Here is a 17,633-nt window from a genome sequence, read left to right as displayed (position 1 = left end):
GCGTTTGCGCCTTCGGCAGCACGTCGCGGGCGACGGACTTCTCCCACCGGGTCTTGCCCGCGGAGTATAGCCCGGCGGGACGGCCGGCCGGCGGTTTGGGCGTACCATGGGCCGCCCGGCGCGGCCTGTTCATGAAGCCGCACCGCGCCCGTCCGGAGTTTTCCCGCAATGAGTGCCCCCCACACGATCTCGAACCGGCGCCTGGCCCTGCTGCTGGGCGGACTGGCGATGTTCGGCCCGTTCTCCATCGACACCATCTTTCCGGCGTTCCCGGCCATGGCCGCGCAGCTGGGCGCCGACAAGGTGGCGATGCAGCAGACCATCAGCGTCTACCTGCTGACCTACGCGTTGATGAGCCTGGTGCACGGGCCGCTGTCGGACACGTTCGGCCGTCGGCGGGTGATCCTGGGCGGACTGGTGGTGTTCCTGCTGGCGTCGGTGGGCTGCGCGATGGCCACCGACATGGGCACGCTGCTGCTGTTCCGTGGCGTGCAGGGCCTGTCCGCCGGCGTCGGCTTCATCGTCGGGCGTGCGGTGATCCGCGATGCGCGCGATGGCGACGACGCCCAGCGGCTGATGAGCCAGGTGTCGATGATCTTCGGCATCGCGCCGGCCATCGCGCCGATCGTGGGCGGCTGGATCCTCGGCTGGAGCGCATGGCCGATGATCTTCTGGTTCCTGGCCGGCTTCTCGCTGCTGCTGATCGTCGCGGTGGTCGGCTGGCTGCCGGAGACGCATCCGCCGGAAGTGCGCCACCGGGTCTCGCCGCGCCATCTGCTGCGCGACTACGTGGGCATCGCACGGAACCCGCGCTTCCTGCGGCTGGCGCTGGCCGGTTCACTGAGCTTCGCCGGCCTGTTCCTGTACATCGCATCGGCACCGGCGTTCGTGATGGACCTGCTGCACCTGGACGAGCAGCAGTTCGCCTGGCTGTTCCTGCCCACGATCGGCGGCATGGTGTTGGGCGCGTTCCTGTCCGGGCGCGCCGCCGGGCGCATCGAAGGCACGCGGCTGGTGAAGATCGGCTACGCCTGCATGGCATTGGCCATGGTGGCCAACGTGGGCTACAACGCCTGGGCCGGCGACGACATCCGGGTGCCGTGGGCGGTGCTGCCGATGATGCTGGCGGCGTTGGGCGTGGCCCTGGTGTTCCCGATCCTGACGCTGGCCATCCTCGACATGTACCCGCGGCAGCGGGGCGCGGCGTCGTCGCTGCAGGCGTTCAGCAATCTGATCGTCAATGCCGTGGTCGCCGGTGTGCTGTCGCCGCTGTTGAGCCATCATGGCCTGCACCTGGCGCTCGGCATGGCGGGATTCACGCTGCTGGGCTGGCTGATGTGGCAATGGGAGGCGCAGGCCCATCGTCGGCGGCTGGCCTGCCCGAAGAACGCCGCCGCGCTCGAACCCACCGATCAACTCTGACCTTCCGCGAGAACTCCCATGTCGATCCAGTCCAAGGCCCGCCGCGAAGCGAAGAAACGCAAGGCGATCAAGGCGCACAACCAGGCGCGCGCGAATGCGCCCGCCATCGAGCCGCATGCCGAGCTGCGCAATCCCCAGGGCGAACTGCTGGCGGGCGTAGTGCGCCAGGCGGGCGTGTGGGTGCTGGGCATGGACGGCCGCATCGCCGGCAGCTCCGACAGCGCCGCCGAAGTGCTGGCGATGATCAAGCAGGCCGCCGCGTTGCACGAGGCGCAGGGCAATGCGGTGCGGCTGGTGTATTCGGACGAACTGCGCGACACCGCGGTGATCGAGGCGGCCGCGCAAGGGCTGACGCTCGAGCAGTTCGAGGAACAACTGGCCGCACAGATGAAGGACCGCAAGCCGGAGTCTGCGCCGGACGTGAACTGACGTTCGGCGCTGAATGCGGATGTGGGAGCGACGTAAGTCGCGATCATCCGAGACCGAAAATTCTCAATCGTTCAAGTGGCTCATTCGCGACTTACGTCGCTCCCACAGACAGCCTTCATTCTGCAGCGTTGCCACGCAGCCAGTCCCGCCAGCGCCAACACCGGCAACCACACCCAGCGGAACTCCGACAGCAGCACGGCCACGCCGCGCGCGCTGAAGAAGCGGTTCGCGAACGGCGACACCTCGATCACCCGCCACGGCGCGAAATGGCGGGCGTCGGACCAGGGCCACAGCAGCGCGACGCCGAGGCCGCCGTCGGTCAGCATATCCAGCAGCGGATGCGACACGGCCGACAGCGCGATGAACAGGAAAGCCGTCAGGGCCGAGGTCCGGAGCCCGCGTGCACCGGCGCCGGCGAGCGCACCGCAGGCCAGCGCGAACACCAGGGAATGGCTGGCGCCCCGATGGCCGAAGGCATGCGCGTAGTCGATGCCCAGCTTGAACGCCAGGACATCCGCGTCCGGCAGCATCGCGGCCAGCATGCCGGCGCCGACCAGACGGGGCGGGATTCGTCTGCTGCCGAGCGCGACGCCCGCCGCCAGCGGGATGAGCGCGTGAGTGAAGATCGTCGGCATGGGCAGGTCCGCAGGGTGTCGTGCGCAGGTTCGCTGCGTTCCGTGTGCGCACGATGAAGCGGGTGCGTACGCAGAAAAAAGGCCGGCGGGTGCCGGCCTTGTCTCTTCGCGTGCGTGCCCGGCTCAGCGCTCGAGCGTGCCGGCCCGCAACGGCACCGCCTGCGACTGACGTTGGCGTACGGCCGGATCGGTTACGGCGGCAGGTACCGGTGCAGCCGTGGCGGGCGAGGTCCGTGCGCCCTGGCCCTGTGCGACCGCGCCGGCGGAACGCACCAGGGGCTGCGTGCCGTGCTCGCGGACCGGATCGGCGGCGAGCCACTGCTTGATCTGCGGGAACACCAGGTCGAGACGGGAGTAGTGGTCGCGGTTACCCGGGTTGGAGAGGTTGCCGGCATTGGCGCAACTCGCGCTTCCACCGTACAGGCCGCCGCGCAGGCGGTAACTGTTGTCGCGATACAGGGTGAACAGGCCGGAGCCGCTGCTGCCGCCCTCCGTGGTGCCCTCCTGCCAGCCGACGGTGAAGTTCTCCGGATAGACGTCGGTGAGATGCTGGCCACGCGAGTACTTCTTGGCATCGCCGGACGGATGGTGCAGGGCGATCACGCTGGCATTCGCGGCCAGCGGACTGGCATCCCAGCCGGCGAACGTCGCCGACGTCGGCGGAGCGTTGCGAAGACGCAGCAGCAGGGCGTCGACGTTGGCGTCATGGAACATGACGTCCGCGCCGCCGGTCAGCGGATTGGCGCGCACGCCATTGTTGGTGCCGCAGACCGAATTCTCGTAACCCCAGTAGGTGTTGAGGCTGAGCGCGACCTTGGCGCGGTCCTGCACCGGTACGCCGTCGCTGCCACCGGCGAAGCAGTGGTCCGCCGAGTAGAACCACGGCACCTGCGTGCCGGGCGTGGTGTCGTTGAGCAGGGTGCCGGTGCAGATGTAGGTGCCGTAGATGCCGCCTGCGGTGGTGTAGACATTGAAGACCATGTGCGCCACGGCATTCTTCGCTTGCACGTAGGCGGGGCCCAGGCTGTCGACGCGGCATACCGCATCGATGTTGCAGCTCGCGGATTCGCCGATCTTCTCGACGATCTTGAAGTTGTTTTCACTGTTGGCCAGCAGGTGCGACACCTGCGGCGCCTGCAGCCGCGCCTGTGCCGCCGTGACGTGCGCCGGACGATAGACCTCGATGACCTGGCTGATGCCGTCGGTCGCCGGGCTCCAGTAGATGCCCTGGGCGTCGGCGGCCTGGCGGGCCTCGGCCGCGGTGATTGCGGCAACGACACGCGTCGGCGCGTCCGAGCCGCCGAATCTCAGTTCGACATGCGGGTGCAGTCCCGCCACCTGCAGGCCCACGCGCAATCCCAGCGCATCCGGCGAACTGACCTGCAGACGCGCGACGGCGCCGCCGGATGCCAGAGGTACCCAGCGCAAGGCCGGTGTCGTCCTGCCGATGCCTTCACCCGCGAGCTGGCGACCGATGCCGATCTGCATGGCCTTGGGGCGGGCGGAGGCGTTGTACTGCTGCAGTTTCACCAGCCGTTCCAGCGCCATCTCGCGGTAGCCAACGTGGGTGGCGGTGCGTGCGGGGAACTGCGCCAGCTTCCAGCCGGGCGCGGTCTGGACCGGCGTACGACTGGCCTCACCCGCCACCTGGGTGACGGCGGCGCTCGCGGCCAGCGGCACGGCGAGCAGCAGGCTCGCCAGCAGGCGGAAGGTCATGGGATGTGTCATCGGTAGGACGTCCTTTCCAAGGTCTGGTGCCGGGGAAGGGCGGGCCGTCATCGACCCGCCCCTCGCGTTCGCTTACGACTTCGTGGGCGCGGCGGCCGCGGGCGCGGGCGCTGGCGTCTGCCAGCCGCAGGTCTGGCCCTCGTTCTGCTGCTTCAGCCAGTCCTGCAGCGGGGCGAAGTATTCCAGCACCGCGCCGGCATCCATCTTCTCGGTGCCGGTCAGTTCCTTCAGCGTGCCCTGCCACGGCTGGCTGGCGCCCTTCTCGAGCATCGCCCAGAACTTCTGGCCCGCCGCCTTGTTGCCGTAGAAGCTGCAGTTGTACAGCGGGCCCTTGTAACCGGCCGCATCGCACAGGCCCTTGTAGAACTGGAACTGCAGCACGTGCGAGAGGAAGTAGCGCGTATACGGCGTGTTGCCCGGCACGTGGTACTTCGCGCCCGGATCGAAGAAGTCCTCGCCGCGCGCAGTGGCTGGCGCCACGCCCTGGTACTTCGCCTTCAGTTCCCACCACGCCTTGTTGTAGTCGGCCGGCTTGATGCTGCCGTCGAACACGCCCCAGCGCCAGCGGTCGATCATCAGGCCGAACGGCATGAACGAGACCTTGGCCAGCGCCATGCGCATCTGGTTGTTGATCAGCGCTTCGTTGCTTTGCGTCGTGGCATCGATCATGCCGATCGACTTCAGGTAGTCCGGCGTCATCGCCAGCACCATCGTGTCGCCGATCGCCTCGTGGAAGCCGTCGTGCGCACCGGTTTGGAACAGCGGCGGCAGCTTGTTGTAGGCCAGGTAGTAATAGACGTGGCCCAGCTCGTGGTAGATGGTGGTGAAATCTTCCTCGTTCGGCTTGATGCACATCTTGGTGCGCACGTCGCCGGTCATGTTCATGTCCCAAGCGCTGGCGTGGCAGACCACGTCGCGGTCCATCGGCTTGATGAACTGCGTCTTCGACCAGTAGCTCTCGGGCAGCTTGGGCATGCCGAGGCTGGTATAGAAGTCCTGCGCGCGCTCGGTCATCTGCCGGGCGACCTGCAGCTGCGCGTCGCGTTCGGCCTTGAACAGCGTATCGGTGTTCGGGCCGGGGCCGGCCTTCGCCAGCGCGGCCTGGTAGTCCGCCTGGTACTGCTTCTCCAGCGCGGCGGTGATGTTGAGGTCGCCGGCGCCCTTGTACGGCTCCAGCACGTCCCACAGGTTGCCCCAGTCCTGCTGCCACATGTTGCCCATCAGGTGCGCCGGCAGCAGGCCATTGACCTGGCCCTTCTCCACGCCGTAGGTGGTCTGCAGTTTGGTGCGCGTGTAGCAGTGCAGCTGCTCGTACAGCGGCTTGACCTGGCCCCACAGGCGGTCGGTCTCGGCGGCGATCTCGGCGGGGGTCATGTCGTAGCCGCTGCGCCACATTTCGCCGGCGTCGGCGAAGCCCATTTCCTTCGAGCCTTCGTTCACCAGTTCGACGAAGCGCGTGTAGTCCTTGCGCATCGGCTGGGCGATGGTGTGCCAGCCCTGCCACGCATCGAGTTGCGCATCGTAGTCGCGGCTGCTGCGCAGCACGTCTTCCAGTTCGCCGAGCTGGCGGCACTTCTTCGCATCGCCTTCGCCGGTGCAATAGCTGCCCGCACCGTAGGTGCCTTCCATCCTGGTGGCGATCTGGGTCAGCTCGGCGAGCTTGGCGGGATCCTTCGGTGCCGGCATCGCGGTGGCCAGCTTCAGCAGCTGGATGGCGCGCGCCGTTTCAGGTGACATCTGCTGGCCTTCGAACTTCTTCGCCTGTTCGATCCAGCTGTTGAGCTGGGTCAGGTAGCGCTCGTTGCCCTTGGCCGCCAGCAGCTGGCTGTCGTCGTTGATGTAGGTGCTCGACAGCCACTGCGCGGCGGTCAGCTCCGGATACATCTTCTTGAATTCGTCGTTGACGCGCGCGATGAACTGGTCGGCGGTCTCGCCCTTCGGTGCGGCTGGTGCAGCGGCCGTATCGGCGGCAGGCTCGTCCTTCTTGCAGGCGGCGAGCGTGGCGACACTCGCGCCGACGGCGAGGGCGAGCAGGAGGTGGCGGTGCTTCACGGGACGTCCTTCAGGGTGCGCGGGCGCAGGAACCGGAAGGGTAGTGAGAGCGGGGCAGGGGGTGCAAGTGCGACAGCGCGACCTCCGGCAGCGGAGCGGTCTCAGCAGTGGGGCAGGCCACGTTCCCTGAGGAAGGTACGCGCGTCCTCGGCGTCCTGCTCGAACCACGCCTGCGTCGACCCAAGCCGATACGTGTACCCCCACGCATCCATGTCGGTCATCAGTCGTCCACGGCCCACGCCCGGCAGGTCGTCGGCCAGGATGATCTGCAGGCAGCAGGTGGCGTCTTCTTCGATCACCGAGTCGGTGGCGTCGGTGTGTACCTGCGCACGCCGTTCCGGCGGCAGCACGATCAGGTGGCAGGCTTCGTGCAGCATCGAGTGCACGGGCGTGTCGCCGCGCACATAGACGTTGTGTGCGATGACGCCGGCTTCGGGTTCCCCCCAGTAACTGCCGGGGATGGACGCGCCATCATCGACGCGATGCAGCATCAGGCCGTAACGGGACAGCAGGGTCGCCGCCGCGGCAAAGGGCAGCGCGTCGACGCGCATCACCTCGGCGTCGATGCTGTCTGCGACGACGTCCATGGTCGAACCGTGCAAGGGCGGAGCAGGGCTCCGCCCCCGCGGTCAGGCGCTGCCTTCCTGCAGCGACACCGAGATATCCAGCACGTCGTGCTCGCCTTCCTTGATCAGCTTCACGTTGACCGCTTCGGCATCGACATTGACGTACTTCTTGATCACTTCCAGCAGCTCGCGCTGCAGCATCGGCAGGTAATCGGGCGCGCCACGGGTGGTGCGCTCCTGCGCGACGATGATCCGCAGTCGATCCTTGGCGATGGAGGCGGTTTCTTTCTTCGGCTTGAGGAAATCGAACATGCCCATGCTCAGGCTCCGAACAACTTGCTGAAGAAGCCTTTCTTCTCCACGGTGGTGAAGCGCAGCGGGCGGTCTTCGCCCAGCAGCCTGCCGACGGCATCGTCGTATGCCTGGCCGGCGGGCGATTCCAGTTCAAGGATCACCGGCTCGCCCTTGTTCGAGGCATTGAGCACGTCGCCGGATTCCGGGATCACGCCCAGCGTCTTGAGCCCCAGCACCTCTTCCACGTCCTTGATGCTCAGCATCTCGCCGCCTTCCACCCGCGACGGGCTGTAGCGGGTGAGCAGCAGGTGCGGCTTCAGCAATTCGCCGTTCTCGGCCTTGCGGGTCTTGGAGTCCAGCAGGCCGAGGATGCGGTCGGAGTCGCGCACGCTGGAGACTTCCGGGTTCACCACCACGATGGCGGTATCGGCGAAGTACATGGCCAGGAACGCGCCTTTCTCGATGCCGGCCGGCGAGTCGCAGACGATGTAATCGAAGCCGTCGGCGTCCAGGTCCTTCAGCACCTTCTCCACGCCTTCCTTGGTCAGCGCATCCTTGTCGCGCGTCTGCGAAGCGGCCAGCACGAACAGCGTGTCGAAGCGCTTGTCCTTGATCAGTGCCTGCTTCAGCGTCGCCTCGCCCTGGGTGACGTTGACGAAGTCGTACACGACGCGGCGCTCGCAGCCCATGATGAGGTCGAGGTTGCGCAGGCCGACGTCGAAGTCGATGACCGCGACCTTCTTGCCGCGGCGCGCCAGGCCGCAGGCGATGCTGGCGCTGGTGGTGGTCTTGCCGACGCCGCCCTTGCCGGACGTGACTACGATGATTTCAGCCAACGGTGTTCTCCTTGGTCGTTCTTATGTTCGGTCGGCGCCGCGCGTCAGTCCTGCGCGACGATCTTGAGTTGGTCCTGGTCGAGCCAGATCTGCACGGCCTTGCCACGCAGTTCCTTGGGTACTTCTTCCATCACCTTGTAGTGGCCGGCGATGGCGACCAGTTCGGCATGGAATTCACGGCAGAAGATGCGGGCGTCGGCATTGCCGCGCGCGCCGGCGAGGGCGCGGCCTCGCAGGGGGCCGTAGATGTGGATGGAGCCATCGGAAATGACTTCGGCGCCGGCGCCCACGGTGCTCAGCACGGTCAGGTCGCGGTTCTCGGCATACAGTTGCTGGCCCGAACGCACGGGGGTCTTCTGCACCAGCCCGGGTTTCGTCTCCGCCGTTTTCGCGACCGGCGCGACGGGCGCCTTGGCCGGGGCGGGTTCCGGCGCCGCGCGCGAAGGCGCGGGTGCGGACGTGGCCACCGGCTCGTACTGGGCGCGGAACTTGGCCAGCAGCGGCAATCCGAGCTGTTCGGACAGCGTTTCGGTTTCGCGGGTGCCGTAGGCCAGCGCGACCGGGATGACGCCTGCGCCGCGCAGGCCGTCGATCAGGGCGCGCGCGGTGTCCGCATCGGGCAGACGGGTCAGGCCGCCGAAATCGACGATCACCGCCGCGCGGCCGAACAGCTTGGGCGCGCGCTCGACGCGTTCGCGCATCTCCCGGATCAGCTGGTCGACGTCGAGGGTGCGGATGCGGAGGTTGGCGATACCGACCTGGCCGATCTTCAGTTCGCCGGCCTGCTCGTAGTCCATGGAAGCCCGGGTCACGCTCATGTACCGGTCGGCCGTTGTGCGCTGGCGTCGGCCAGCAGGCGGGTGCGGGTCCACGCGAGGTCGGGCAGGGCATCCCCGTAGGTGTCGCGTACCCACGGATAGCTGCAGAGTTCCTTCATCAGCATGCTGGCGCGGACTTCCGCCTCGGCCATGACGTTCTGGCCCACTTCGCGGAAACCGAAGCTGCCGTGGAACAGCAGGGCCGGGTCGGCGCCGTGGTCGAGGAAGACTTCGCAGGCCAGGTGCGGATAGCGCAGCTCGGCGAAGCTCTGCACGTCGGCGTAGAACGCACGGCCCACACCGCCGCCGCGGCGGCGACTGGCCACGACGATGCGGTCGATGTAGAAGAACTGCGGGTAGCGCTCGCGGAACCAGGCGAAGTTGCTGCTGTCGTGCGCGGTGCCGGAGCCGAAGCCGACGAGGAAACCGGCGAGGTTGCCGTCGCGCTCGGCGACGCGGAAGTATTCGGCCGTCTCGTAGAAGCGGCGGACCTTGGCCGAATCCAGCGGCAGGATGGCCAGGCCGGCATTGTTGTTGAGGGCTAGGACGGAATCCAGCTCGTGCTCGCGCACGTCGCGGATGACAATCGACATTACCTGACTCCGAACGGGTCTTGCAGGGCGGCGCGTGGCCGAGGGCGGATTATCGCATGGCGCTGCCGCGACCGGTGAGGCGCGGGTGAGCCGGGGATGAACCCGGCCGTCCCTTGCTTCAACGCCGGCATGACTTTAGTTGGGCCATGGATCCGGACGATTCCGCCTAAGATGCCCGGATGTTGGGACGACTCAGCCATACCCGCCTGCTGCGCGCCGCCGGGCTCTATACGTGGGCCCTGGTGGGAATTCCCATCATCCTGAACGTGTGGGTGCTGCCGCCGTCAAGCGGAACCGACGGGCAGGGCGTGAACCTGCCGCTGACGGCCCTGTGCTATTTCAGCTTCGGCGGCGTCTACTGGCTCGCCACGCGCGCCCTGGACGGACGGCGCGACGGCCTGCCGGTGGCCTGGAACGTGCCGCTGGCGATGGTGCTGACGGCCACCGCGATCGGCGTGGGCTTCTATACGCAGACCGGCCTGGGCGCGGTGCTGCTGCTGATCATGGCCGGCGTGCTGCCCTGGCTGCTGGAACTGCGCTTCGCGGTGGCCTGGCTGCTCGCGGCGCACGTGTTGCTGGTGCCATCGTTCATGGCGCGAGACGACTTCAATTTCTGGGAGGCGCTCTTCCAGTCGATGTTCTACGTGGGCTTCGCCGCCTTTGTGCTGATCACCACCTACGTGGCGCGCCAGCAGGCCCAGGCGCGCGAGGAGCAGCGCCGGCTCAACGCGGAGCTTCGCGCCACGCGGGTGCTGCTGGCCGAAAGTGCCCGCGTCAACGAGCGCACCCGCATTTCGCGCGAGTTGCACGACCTGCTGGGCCACCACCTGACCGCGCTCAGTCTGAACCTGGAAGTGGCCGGCCACATGACGGAAGGGCGTGCGCAGGAACACGTGCGCCAGGCGCATACGCTGGCCCGTCTGTTGCTGACCGACGTGCGCGAGGCGGTCAGCCAGCTGCGCGACAGTGGGGCGATCGACCTGGGGGCCGCCCTGTTGCCGTTGGCCGAGAAGGTGCCGTCGCTGGCCATCCATATGGACATCGAAGAGCCGCTGACCCTCGAGGATCCGCACCGCGCCCACGTGTTGCTCCGTTGTACCCAGGAGATCATCACCAACGCCGTGCGTCATGCCGGTGCCCGGCACCTCTGGCTGCACTGCCGGCGCGACGGCGCCCGGATCCTGATCGACGCCCGCGACGACGGTGCCGGCAGCCAGCAGGTGGTGGCCGGCAACGGTCTGACCGGCATGCGCGAGCGCCTGGCCCAGTACGGCGGCGAACTGCGTATCGAAACGCAGCCGGGGCGCGGCTTCTGCCTGCATATCGCCCTGCCCGTGACCGAAACGCCCGCGCTCGCGCCCCTTTCCGCTCCCCAACCCGTACCCGAACCCACACCCGAGCTCAGCTCCGGAGGAACCCCGTGATCCGTGTCTGTCTGGTCGACGATCAAACCCTGGTGCGCCAGGGCATCCGCTCCCTGCTGGCGCTGGACGATGGCATCGAGGTCGTGGCCGAGGCCGCCGACGGCAAGCAGGCCGTGGACCTGGTCCCGCAGGTCAAGCCCGACGTGGTGCTGATGGACATGCGCATGCCGGTGATGTCGGGCCTGGAGGCCCTGCAGGCGCTGGCGCGCGCGGGCCAGTTGCCGCCCACCATCATCCTGACCACCTTCGACGACGACCAACTGGTCCTGGCCGGGCTGAAGGCGGGCGCGAAGGGGTATCTGCTGAAGGATGTCTCGCTGGAACAGCTGGTCGGCGCGATCCGCACGGTGGCCGACGGTGGTTCGCTGGTGCAGCCGGCCGTCACCCAGCGCCTGCTGTCCGGGCTCGAACACATGCGCAACGAGTTCGTCAGCCTGGACCGGCCGGACCCGCTGACCGACCGCGAGACCGAGATCCTCCGCCTGATGGCCAGCGGCTTTTCCAACAAGGAGATCGCCAACTCGCTGGGCGTGGCCGAAGGCACCATCAAGAACCACGTCTCCAACATCCTCTCCAAGCTCGGCGTGCGCGATCGCACCAGGGCAGTACTGAAGGCGTTCGAACTGCAGCTGGTCTGAGGCGAGGACATCCACCCGACCGGGTGCGCCGGGCGACGCCGGGGTCGTAGCGAAGGCCCCCGGCTGGATGGCGGAAACGCCCGCCGTTGCAGCGCAACAGGGCTTCCGGCAGCCACTCGGCATGCGCCCGCGTACGTCCCGGAGAGGGGCGGCCAACCGGTGTCAGATGGGCTGCCCGAAGCCCTGCAACCCTGCTAGGATGCGCGGTGCATTTTTTTCACGGCCGAGGCACCGGCCCCCGGAGACTCCTGAATGACCCGTTTGATCGAGTTCGTGATTGCGTTGGCGCTGGTTCTGGCGCTGTTTCTGGTGATCGGCCTGGTCCTGCCGTCCTCGCGCCAGCTGCAGGAAAGCATCGAGACCAACCGTCGCATGACCATCGTGTTCGACACGCTGAACAACGTGCGTCGTCTGAAGGACTGGAATCCGCTGATTCCGAGCGCGGCCAACGAGCTGAGCTACTCCGGCGGCGAAGACAACACGGGTGTCGGCGCCAAGGTGGACTTCAATTCCGCCAACGCGGCCTGGGGACAGGGCAGCTGGGAAATCACCGAGAGCGAGCGCCCCGCGCCGACCGGCGGCCCGGGCAAGATCGTCTACTCGATCGTCGACAAGCGCATGGGCACCGACAAGCGCAGCACCTTCGCGCTGGAGCCGAGCGGCAAGAACAACCGCAACGTCAAGGTCACGCAGAGCTATGAGGTCTCGTACGGCTTCAACCTGATCGGCCGTTATGCCGGCATGTACGTCAGCCGCCACGTCGGCGACGCCGTCAAGGCCGGCCTGGGCAAGCTGAGCAACATGCTCGCCACCGTGCCGAACATCGATTACCGCGAAGCGGGCAGCACGCTGAGCGACCTCAAGATCGTCGACGTGCCCGCCGAGGACCTGCTGGTCGTCAACGCCGGCAACATCGACCGCAACAACGACGCCATCAAGGGCTCGATCAAGTCGAACCAGGAATGGATCAAGCGCGTGATGGACGCCAACGGCCTGGTCGCCGCCGGCCCGCTGCGCATCATCACCACCGACTTCGGCACCGAGAAGTACGCCTTCGATGTCGCCCAGCCGGTCCGCAAGGGCAGCGCCGCGCCGAAGGCCGACGCCGCCGCCGAGGGTGCCGCTCCGGTCACGCCGCCGCCGGCGCCGGTCGCCTCCACGGGTGAACTGAAGGTCACCATCCCGTCCGGTGCGCCGGTGGAGTACGTCCGTACGCAGGCCCGCAAGTCGGCCTACGGCAGCTACACGGGTTATATGTCGCAGTTGGACAACCAGCGCAATGCACTGCGTGCCTGGGCGGTCACCGCCGGTCACGAAGTCGTCGACCGTCCGTACGAGTCCTGGAAGTCCGGCGTCGATGGCGCGTTCCTGGAAGACGGCAAGTTCGACGTCTACTGGGCCGTCAAGCAGTAAACCTTCCCGGACGCCTGTCCCGGATGACCCGCTCCACCCCAACGCGCCGCTTCATGCGGCGCGTTGTGTTTGTGGGGTTGCGACTCCCGGATCGCACGTCCTTCCCCTGGCAGGATGCCCGCCCGATCCCGGGACCCGCGAACCGATGAACTACGACCGACGCCAACGCAAACCCTCGTTCCTCGCTTTGAGTGGCGGCCTGCTGGCGGCCGTCGCGGTGGGTCTATCCGCCTATGCCTCGCACGGGATAGCGGTTGCCCAGGCGCAGTCGCATGTGCAGATGGCTGCCTTGTTCGCATTCGGTCACGGGCTGGCGCTGGCCGCACTGGCGCCCGGTACGACCCGGCGTCTCGGAACCGGGGCGCTCTGCCTGCTGCTGCTGGGCACGCTGCTGTTTGCGGGAAGCCTGGTGGGCGGGGCGCTCTTCGGCCTGCCGACCCGGTTGGCGCCCGCCGGCGGCATCACCCTGATGCTGGGCTGGGTGTTGTGGGCGGTCGACGCCATCCGTCGCTGACACCATGCCCCGGCACGCACGCGGCTTCGACACGGAGCACGCCTGGGACCACCTGACCCGGCGTGACCGCAAGCTGGGTGCGTGGATGAAGCGGATCGGCTACATCGAGCCCCAGGCCACCTGGAAGAAGACCTTCGATCCGGTCGACGCGCTGGCCAGGGCGATCCTTTACCAGCAACTGAGCGGCAAGGCGGCAGCGACCATCGTCGGTCGCGTCGAAGCCGCCATCGCCAGCGCGCGCCTCCACTTCGACACCCTGGACCGCATCGACGACGCGGCGCTGCGCGCCTGCGGAGTGTCCGGCAACAAGACGCTGGCGCTGCGCGATCTGGCGGCGCGCGAGCGGCGTGGCGAAATCCCCACGCTGCGGCAGATGTCGACGATGCACGAAGACGAGATCGTCGCCGCGCTGGTGCCCGTGCGCGGCATCGGCCGCTGGACGGTGGAAATGATGCTGATGTTCCGGCTGGGTCGCCCGGATGTGCTGCCGATCGATGATCTGGGCGTGCGCAAGGGCGCGCAGTTCGTCGACAAGCTGGACGCCATGCCGACGCCGAAGGAACTGGCGGCGCGCGGCGAGACGTGGGGGCCTTACCGCACGTATGCAGCGCAGTACCTGTGGCGTATCGCCGATGCCGGCACCGAGGCGAAGACGCCGACGAAGCGGTCGCAGGACTGAGTCAGACCTCCCGCGACGCGCGGCGGACGCGGGCGTCCTGCTGCATGCGCCACAGGCGCCGGACGATGAACAGCAGGGCCAGGCTGAGCAGGATGTTGCTCGCGTCGCTGGCGAGCATCGCGATGTTGCCGTCGATCTCGTCCTGCGCATCCGCGACCGTCAGCCCGGTCCGCATCGCGGCCCACGACAGGACGCCGGTCACCAGCCACAGTGTCCACCACAGCGGGATTATCGGATGACTGCGTGCGTTCGCCACGTCATGCGGTGCCGCACTGGCCTTCCATGTCTCGCGCATCGCCACAAAAGGCATCCACAGATTGGCGAACGGGATGAAGTACCAGAGCACCGACCAGCGGGGCGTTACCGTCATTTGCCGGGTACCGGCCAGGCTGTGGGCGTTCCAGCACATGCGGTAGAGCCACATGCCGATCACGATGTAGGTGGCCAGGGTGACCAGCAACTGCAGAAGACCGATTCCCATCATGGCGATCAGCAGGGGGAATGGCATGTCGTCGTAGTCGCGCATGCCCGCCACCACTTCGCCAAGCACGATGTTCTGCACGAGATAGACAACGATCGCTGCGGCTGAGGTCGCCGCGCCGGCCAGCAGCAGGCCCGTGGCGGTGCGGGTAAGCGTGGTCGCATCACGGAAAACGCGACCGCGCGTGCCGTCGTCTACGTGTGTGAGCTCCGCATCCGGCGGCTGGTACGGTTGGTCCATCATCAAACCCCTGGTGGGTGCGCGGCGTCAGTTCGCGACATGGCACCAGTGCCACGGTTCGTAGACGATGCCGTGCGGATTGTCGCGCGGATAACTCATGGCGAAGCCGAAGTCGCCGGCGTGCCGCGTGAGCCAGGCGAAGGCGGGCGTATTCTCGAAGGACGTTTCGGCCGGCGGCTCGCCGGGCGTGCCGATATCGAGCGCGCGACCGCCGTGGTGTTCGCTGTAGCCGGGCGCGGCGTTGACAGTGAGGATCTCTTCGACCGTCTGCCCGCGCGCCAGCTTGCGGGTGAAGATGCCGAGCTGGTAGTCGTGGCTGCGGTAGCCGGAGATTGCGTCGAGGACGATGCCTTCCCCGTAAGCCGCGCGCTGCATGGTGAGCCAGGCGCGCGCGGCGGCGGCGGTCAGCCACAACGGCCTGCGATAGCGGTCGCGCCCGGCGAACGCCAGCGCGGCCGGCTCGGCGACCAGGGCGAGGCCGCTGCGCTCGCCGTAGCTGTCGTCGAGCCCGAGGGCGTGCAGGCGTTCGTGCAGCGCATGCAGCGGCAGCACGCCCTGTGCATCCGCATCCAAGCCGCGTGAGGCGCCCTCGAGCCGGTCCAGCGCGTCCCACGCGTCGTCGAGCCCGGGCTCGCGGCGCAGGCCCGGTACCAGCGGAAGGACGGCGTGTGCCGACACGGCAGCCAGGTAGCGTCCATCCTGCTTGCGGCGCAGTACGGTGTGCGCGCCGGCGAGCGCGCGCGCATCCGCATTGCCGCGTGCGCGCAGCAGGTCGGCGGGCCACAGCTCCACCTGCGGCGTGTTGAGCAGCAGCGTCGTCAGGACGCGGGCGGGCAGGCGGTGCATGGCGGCAGCTTAGCGATGCGGCGTGGAGGCCGCCAGTTCGCGCAACCGGGCGAGCAGATCGGCGGGGCGCGCTGGACTCAGCAGCACCATGCCACCGTCGCGCAGCGGCAGGGTAAGCACGCGGGTGCGATCGGTCACCAGGCAGAAGGCCTTGCCCAGGTTGCGCAGCCGGAAGTGGCCGGCCTTGAAGCCCGGCAGGCTGAAGCCATTGGTCTTCAACATGGGCGCCAGATCGGTGTGCTCCTCCAGGCTCAGTACCCGGGCCTTGTCCACGTCGATGGCTTCCACGGGCAACGTCTTCGAGTAGAACGTCGCGCGTACCCGCAGCGTCCGGTTGTCGAGAGCGATCTGGCGGCGCCGAAGCGCCAGCGTCAGCACGATGCCGACCAGCAACACGAACGGCACGACGAGCCAGGCGGCCACGGGAGGAGGGGTATGCGAATCCATGCTGATCGCCGCGACGGCCGCACCGATGGCGACCAGCATCGGGATCCACAACCACCAGGTGGTATGGGAGGGCAAGGGTGCGACGTCGAATTCGTGCTTCTGCTGCATGGCGGTTCCTACGGCGGAGTCGATGAGGGGTGGCAGGCGGAAAGGGTCGTGGCCGCGAGCAGCCGGCGGACTTCTTCGGTCAGTCGACGGTGTTGACGCTCGCGAGGCAGTCGTGCGAACCGATCCCCGGGCTGGAACCCGTAATCCCCGAACTGCGAGTGGTTGGCACCCGGGAGGTCGACCCAGCGCGTGGTCGATGGCAGCAGGCGACGGTTTCGAGCGACGCGTTCGGGCGTAGCGAGGCCGTCGCGATCGCCGGTCAGCTTGGCGACCGGTATCGTCAGCGCTGAGAGGTCCACGTCGCGGGGGTGCGAGGTGCCGATCAGCAGCAGGGCCGCGACAGCATCGGGATAGGCAAGCACGTAACGCGACGCCACTTCGCCGCCGCGGGAGTGTCCCCCGATGACCCAGCAGCGCACCTCGGGCAGGGCCGCCATCGCATCGCGGCCCCGCTGCAGGACGGGCGATCCTTCCGCACCGCCCAGCGCACCGCGCCTGGGCAATTCGACCACGACGGCGGGGTGACCCGCGGCGGCGGCATCGCGTGCCAGCCGGGCGTAGGCGCGCGGATCGACCAGCGCGCCGGAGAACAGCAACAGCCCCGTTGCCTGCGGCCGCATGCTGCGCGGGCGGAACGTCCACCGGTGATCGCCATGCACGACGTCGACGCGGTCATCGGACATCGATGCGCGGATGCCGTCCGCATTGGCGCGATAGGCCAGCAGGCACCAGGCGGTGAACACGACGGTGGCCGCCACTCCCAGCGCGATCCAGAGGCGTTTGATCCGTCTGAGCAGGCCGGCCATCGCTGCCGCTCAGGCAGGCTTCTTGAAGAACAACCGCACCGAGACCTCGTGTTCGATGAAGAGGGTGCTGACCAGCTCCCATCCCTGCGTGCTCATCTTGTCCAGCTCCTGCTGGATGCGGTCAGTCAGCTTGCCCGCGAACATCCTGTAGGGAATCTCGACGACCTTGTGGCTCCAGCGGTGGTTCATGGCGATTCCTTGTTGTCTTTGTCCTGGGCGCCCCCCTTCGGAAGCCGCCCGGCCTTGCGCAGCGCATCGCGCAGCACGTATTCGATCTGGGCGTTGAGCGACCGCAGTTCGTCGTCCGCCCACCGTTGCATCGCCGCCAGTACCTCGGCATTGATGCGCAGCGGATAGGCCTTCTTGTCCTGCTTCTCGCTCACGGGTTCTTCCTGTTGCGGCGCAGTCGCAGCACCATCGATACGATCAGCGCATTCACCAGCACCACCATCGCGATCACGATGCCCTGCGCGATCCTGTCGTCATCGCCCGCCCAGTAGACGCCAACGGCGCCGGCCTGGATCGCCAGGCCTACCAGCACCCAGTGCAGGGCCAGGGCACGCGAGCGCGCGTCGGGCTCGCGGCTCATCCATGCGCCGATGAGCAGGGCAGGGAGGCCGGAGATGGCCAGGACCAGCGGGACGAGGGCATGCATGCCGACGTG

At 67.7% G+C, this 17,633-nt stretch carries 22 protein-coding genes; 7 read left to right on the top strand and 15 right to left on the bottom strand.

Translation table 11 applies throughout. The annotated features are described in order from the left end of the window. Positions 1–168: 168 nt before the first annotated feature. Both ACSQ1W_RS11895 and ACSQ1W_RS11890 read left to right on the top strand, forming a co-directional pair. On the top strand, positions 169–1,422 hold the full coding sequence (locus tag ACSQ1W_RS11895) for a multidrug effflux MFS transporter (protein ID WP_192271874.1): 1,254 nt from the start codon (positions 169–171) through the stop codon (positions 1,420–1,422). 18 nt (positions 1,423–1,440) lie between these two features. Then, on the top strand, positions 1,441–1,851 hold the full coding sequence (locus ACSQ1W_RS11890) for a hypothetical protein (protein ID WP_436043721.1): 411 nt from the start codon (positions 1,441–1,443) through the stop codon (positions 1,849–1,851). A gap of 80 nt (positions 1,852–1,931) precedes the next feature. Here ACSQ1W_RS11890 and ACSQ1W_RS11885 read toward each other — a convergent pair whose 3' ends face one another. From ACSQ1W_RS11885 to ACSQ1W_RS11850, 8 genes are all read right to left on the bottom strand, one after another. After that, positions 1,932–2,486, bottom strand: coding sequence for a metal-dependent hydrolase (locus tag ACSQ1W_RS11885; protein WP_436043720.1), 555 nt, complete (start codon positions 2,484–2,486; stop codon positions 1,932–1,934). Positions 2,487–2,609: 123 nt separating this feature from the next. Beyond that, on the bottom strand, positions 2,610–4,214 hold the full coding sequence (locus tag ACSQ1W_RS11880; protein ID WP_436043718.1) for a trypsin-like serine peptidase: 1,605 nt from the start codon (positions 4,212–4,214) through the stop codon (positions 2,610–2,612). A gap of 72 nt (positions 4,215–4,286) precedes the next feature. Next, positions 4,287–6,266: a M2 family metallopeptidase gene (locus tag ACSQ1W_RS11875; protein WP_436043716.1), complete on the bottom strand. Its 1,980-nt coding sequence runs from the start codon at positions 6,264–6,266 to the stop codon at positions 4,287–4,289. A 101-nt stretch (positions 6,267–6,367) separates the two neighbouring features. Next, positions 6,368–6,817, bottom strand: a complete 450-nt coding sequence (locus ACSQ1W_RS11870; RefSeq protein WP_225589556.1) for a hypothetical protein — start codon at positions 6,815–6,817, stop codon at positions 6,368–6,370. Positions 6,818–6,895: 78 nt separating this feature from the next. Beyond that, positions 6,896–7,150, bottom strand: a complete 255-nt coding sequence (minE, locus tag ACSQ1W_RS11865; protein WP_055941742.1) for a cell division topological specificity factor MinE — start codon at positions 7,148–7,150, stop codon at positions 6,896–6,898. 2 nt (positions 7,151–7,152) lie between these two features. Next, positions 7,153–7,962: a septum site-determining protein MinD gene (gene minD, locus ACSQ1W_RS11860; RefSeq protein ID WP_436043713.1), complete on the bottom strand. Its 810-nt coding sequence runs from the start codon at positions 7,960–7,962 to the stop codon at positions 7,153–7,155. A gap of 44 nt (positions 7,963–8,006) precedes the next feature. Continuing rightward, the gene (minC, locus tag ACSQ1W_RS11855; protein ID WP_225589483.1) at positions 8,007–8,780 is read right to left on the bottom strand and encodes a septum site-determining protein MinC; all 774 of its coding nucleotides are present in this window, start codon (positions 8,778–8,780) and stop codon (positions 8,007–8,009) included. Beyond that, positions 8,777–9,373, bottom strand: a complete 597-nt coding sequence (locus tag ACSQ1W_RS11850; RefSeq protein WP_192271858.1) for a GNAT family N-acetyltransferase — start codon at positions 9,371–9,373, stop codon at positions 8,777–8,779. The genes minC and ACSQ1W_RS11850 overlap by 4 nt, the downstream gene beginning before the upstream one ends. A gap of 179 nt (positions 9,374–9,552) precedes the next feature. Here ACSQ1W_RS11850 and ACSQ1W_RS11845 point away from each other — a divergent pair, with 179 nt between their 5' ends. The 5 genes from ACSQ1W_RS11845 (at position 9,553) to ACSQ1W_RS11825 (ending at position 14,041) form a co-directional block, all read left to right on the top strand. Then, complete coding sequence (locus tag ACSQ1W_RS11845) at positions 9,553–10,797, top strand: sensor histidine kinase (RefSeq protein WP_192271856.1); 1,245 nt, start codon at positions 9,553–9,555, stop codon at positions 10,795–10,797. After that, positions 10,794–11,435 carry a response regulator gene (locus tag ACSQ1W_RS11840; RefSeq protein ID WP_162109974.1) on the top strand — a complete coding sequence of 214 codons (642 nt, stop codon included), beginning with the start codon at positions 10,794–10,796 and terminating at the stop codon, positions 11,433–11,435. Before ACSQ1W_RS11845 ends, ACSQ1W_RS11840 begins: the two co-directional genes overlap by 4 nt. A 252-nt stretch (positions 11,436–11,687) precedes the next feature. Then, positions 11,688–12,848, top strand: a complete 1,161-nt coding sequence (locus tag ACSQ1W_RS11835) for a polyketide cyclase (protein WP_436043710.1) — start codon at positions 11,688–11,690, stop codon at positions 12,846–12,848. A 145-nt stretch (positions 12,849–12,993) separates the two neighbouring features. After that, positions 12,994–13,362, top strand: a complete 369-nt coding sequence (locus ACSQ1W_RS11830) for a DUF423 domain-containing protein (RefSeq protein ID WP_436043709.1) — start codon at positions 12,994–12,996, stop codon at positions 13,360–13,362. A gap of 4 nt (positions 13,363–13,366) precedes the next feature. After that, on the top strand, positions 13,367–14,041 hold the full coding sequence (locus ACSQ1W_RS11825) for a DNA-3-methyladenine glycosylase family protein (RefSeq protein ID WP_436043707.1): 675 nt from the start codon (positions 13,367–13,369) through the stop codon (positions 14,039–14,041). A 1-nt stretch (position 14,042) separates the two neighbouring features. On the opposite strand, the gene ACSQ1W_RS11820 is transcribed toward ACSQ1W_RS11825, so the two are convergent. The 7 genes from ACSQ1W_RS11820 to ACSQ1W_RS11790 are packed head-to-tail and all read right to left on the bottom strand — an operon-like array spanning position 14,043 to position 17,624. Beyond that, positions 14,043–14,762, bottom strand: a complete 720-nt coding sequence (locus ACSQ1W_RS11820) for a DUF4328 domain-containing protein (RefSeq protein WP_436043705.1) — start codon at positions 14,760–14,762, stop codon at positions 14,043–14,045. A 27-nt stretch (positions 14,763–14,789) separates the two neighbouring features. Next, positions 14,790–15,608 carry a M15 family metallopeptidase gene (locus ACSQ1W_RS11815; RefSeq protein WP_436043703.1) on the bottom strand — a complete coding sequence of 273 codons (819 nt, stop codon included), beginning with the start codon at positions 15,606–15,608 and terminating at the stop codon, positions 14,790–14,792. Positions 15,609–15,617: 9 nt separating this feature from the next. Then, complete coding sequence (locus ACSQ1W_RS11810) at positions 15,618–16,163, bottom strand: PH domain-containing protein (RefSeq protein ID WP_436043701.1); 546 nt, start codon at positions 16,161–16,163, stop codon at positions 15,618–15,620. A gap of 8 nt (positions 16,164–16,171) precedes the next feature. Further along, positions 16,172–16,969, bottom strand: a complete 798-nt coding sequence (locus ACSQ1W_RS11805; protein ID WP_436043699.1) for an alpha/beta hydrolase — start codon at positions 16,967–16,969, stop codon at positions 16,172–16,174. A 9-nt stretch (positions 16,970–16,978) separates the two neighbouring features. After that, a complete protein-coding gene (locus tag ACSQ1W_RS11800; protein ID WP_436043697.1) occupies positions 16,979–17,158 on the bottom strand; it encodes a DUF4177 domain-containing protein in 180 nt (59 codons plus the stop codon). Continuing rightward, entirely contained in the window at positions 17,155–17,352 is a 198-nt protein-coding gene (locus ACSQ1W_RS11795; RefSeq protein WP_436043695.1) for an Arc family DNA binding domain-containing protein, read from the bottom strand. Before ACSQ1W_RS11795 ends, ACSQ1W_RS11800 begins: the two co-directional genes overlap by 4 nt. Beyond that, positions 17,349–17,624, bottom strand: a complete 276-nt coding sequence (locus tag ACSQ1W_RS11790) for a hypothetical protein (protein WP_192271838.1) — start codon at positions 17,622–17,624, stop codon at positions 17,349–17,351. Before ACSQ1W_RS11790 ends, ACSQ1W_RS11795 begins: the two co-directional genes overlap by 4 nt. Positions 17,625–17,633: the final 9 nt, after the last annotated feature.

Origin of the sequence: Pseudoxanthomonas sp. LjRoot143, assembly GCF_964252945.1 — a bacterium.
GTDB lineage: Bacteria > Pseudomonadota > Gammaproteobacteria > Xanthomonadales > Xanthomonadaceae > Pseudoxanthomonas_A.
Note: the sequence above shows the minus strand (reverse complement) of the source record. Positions and strands in the feature narration are given on the sequence as shown.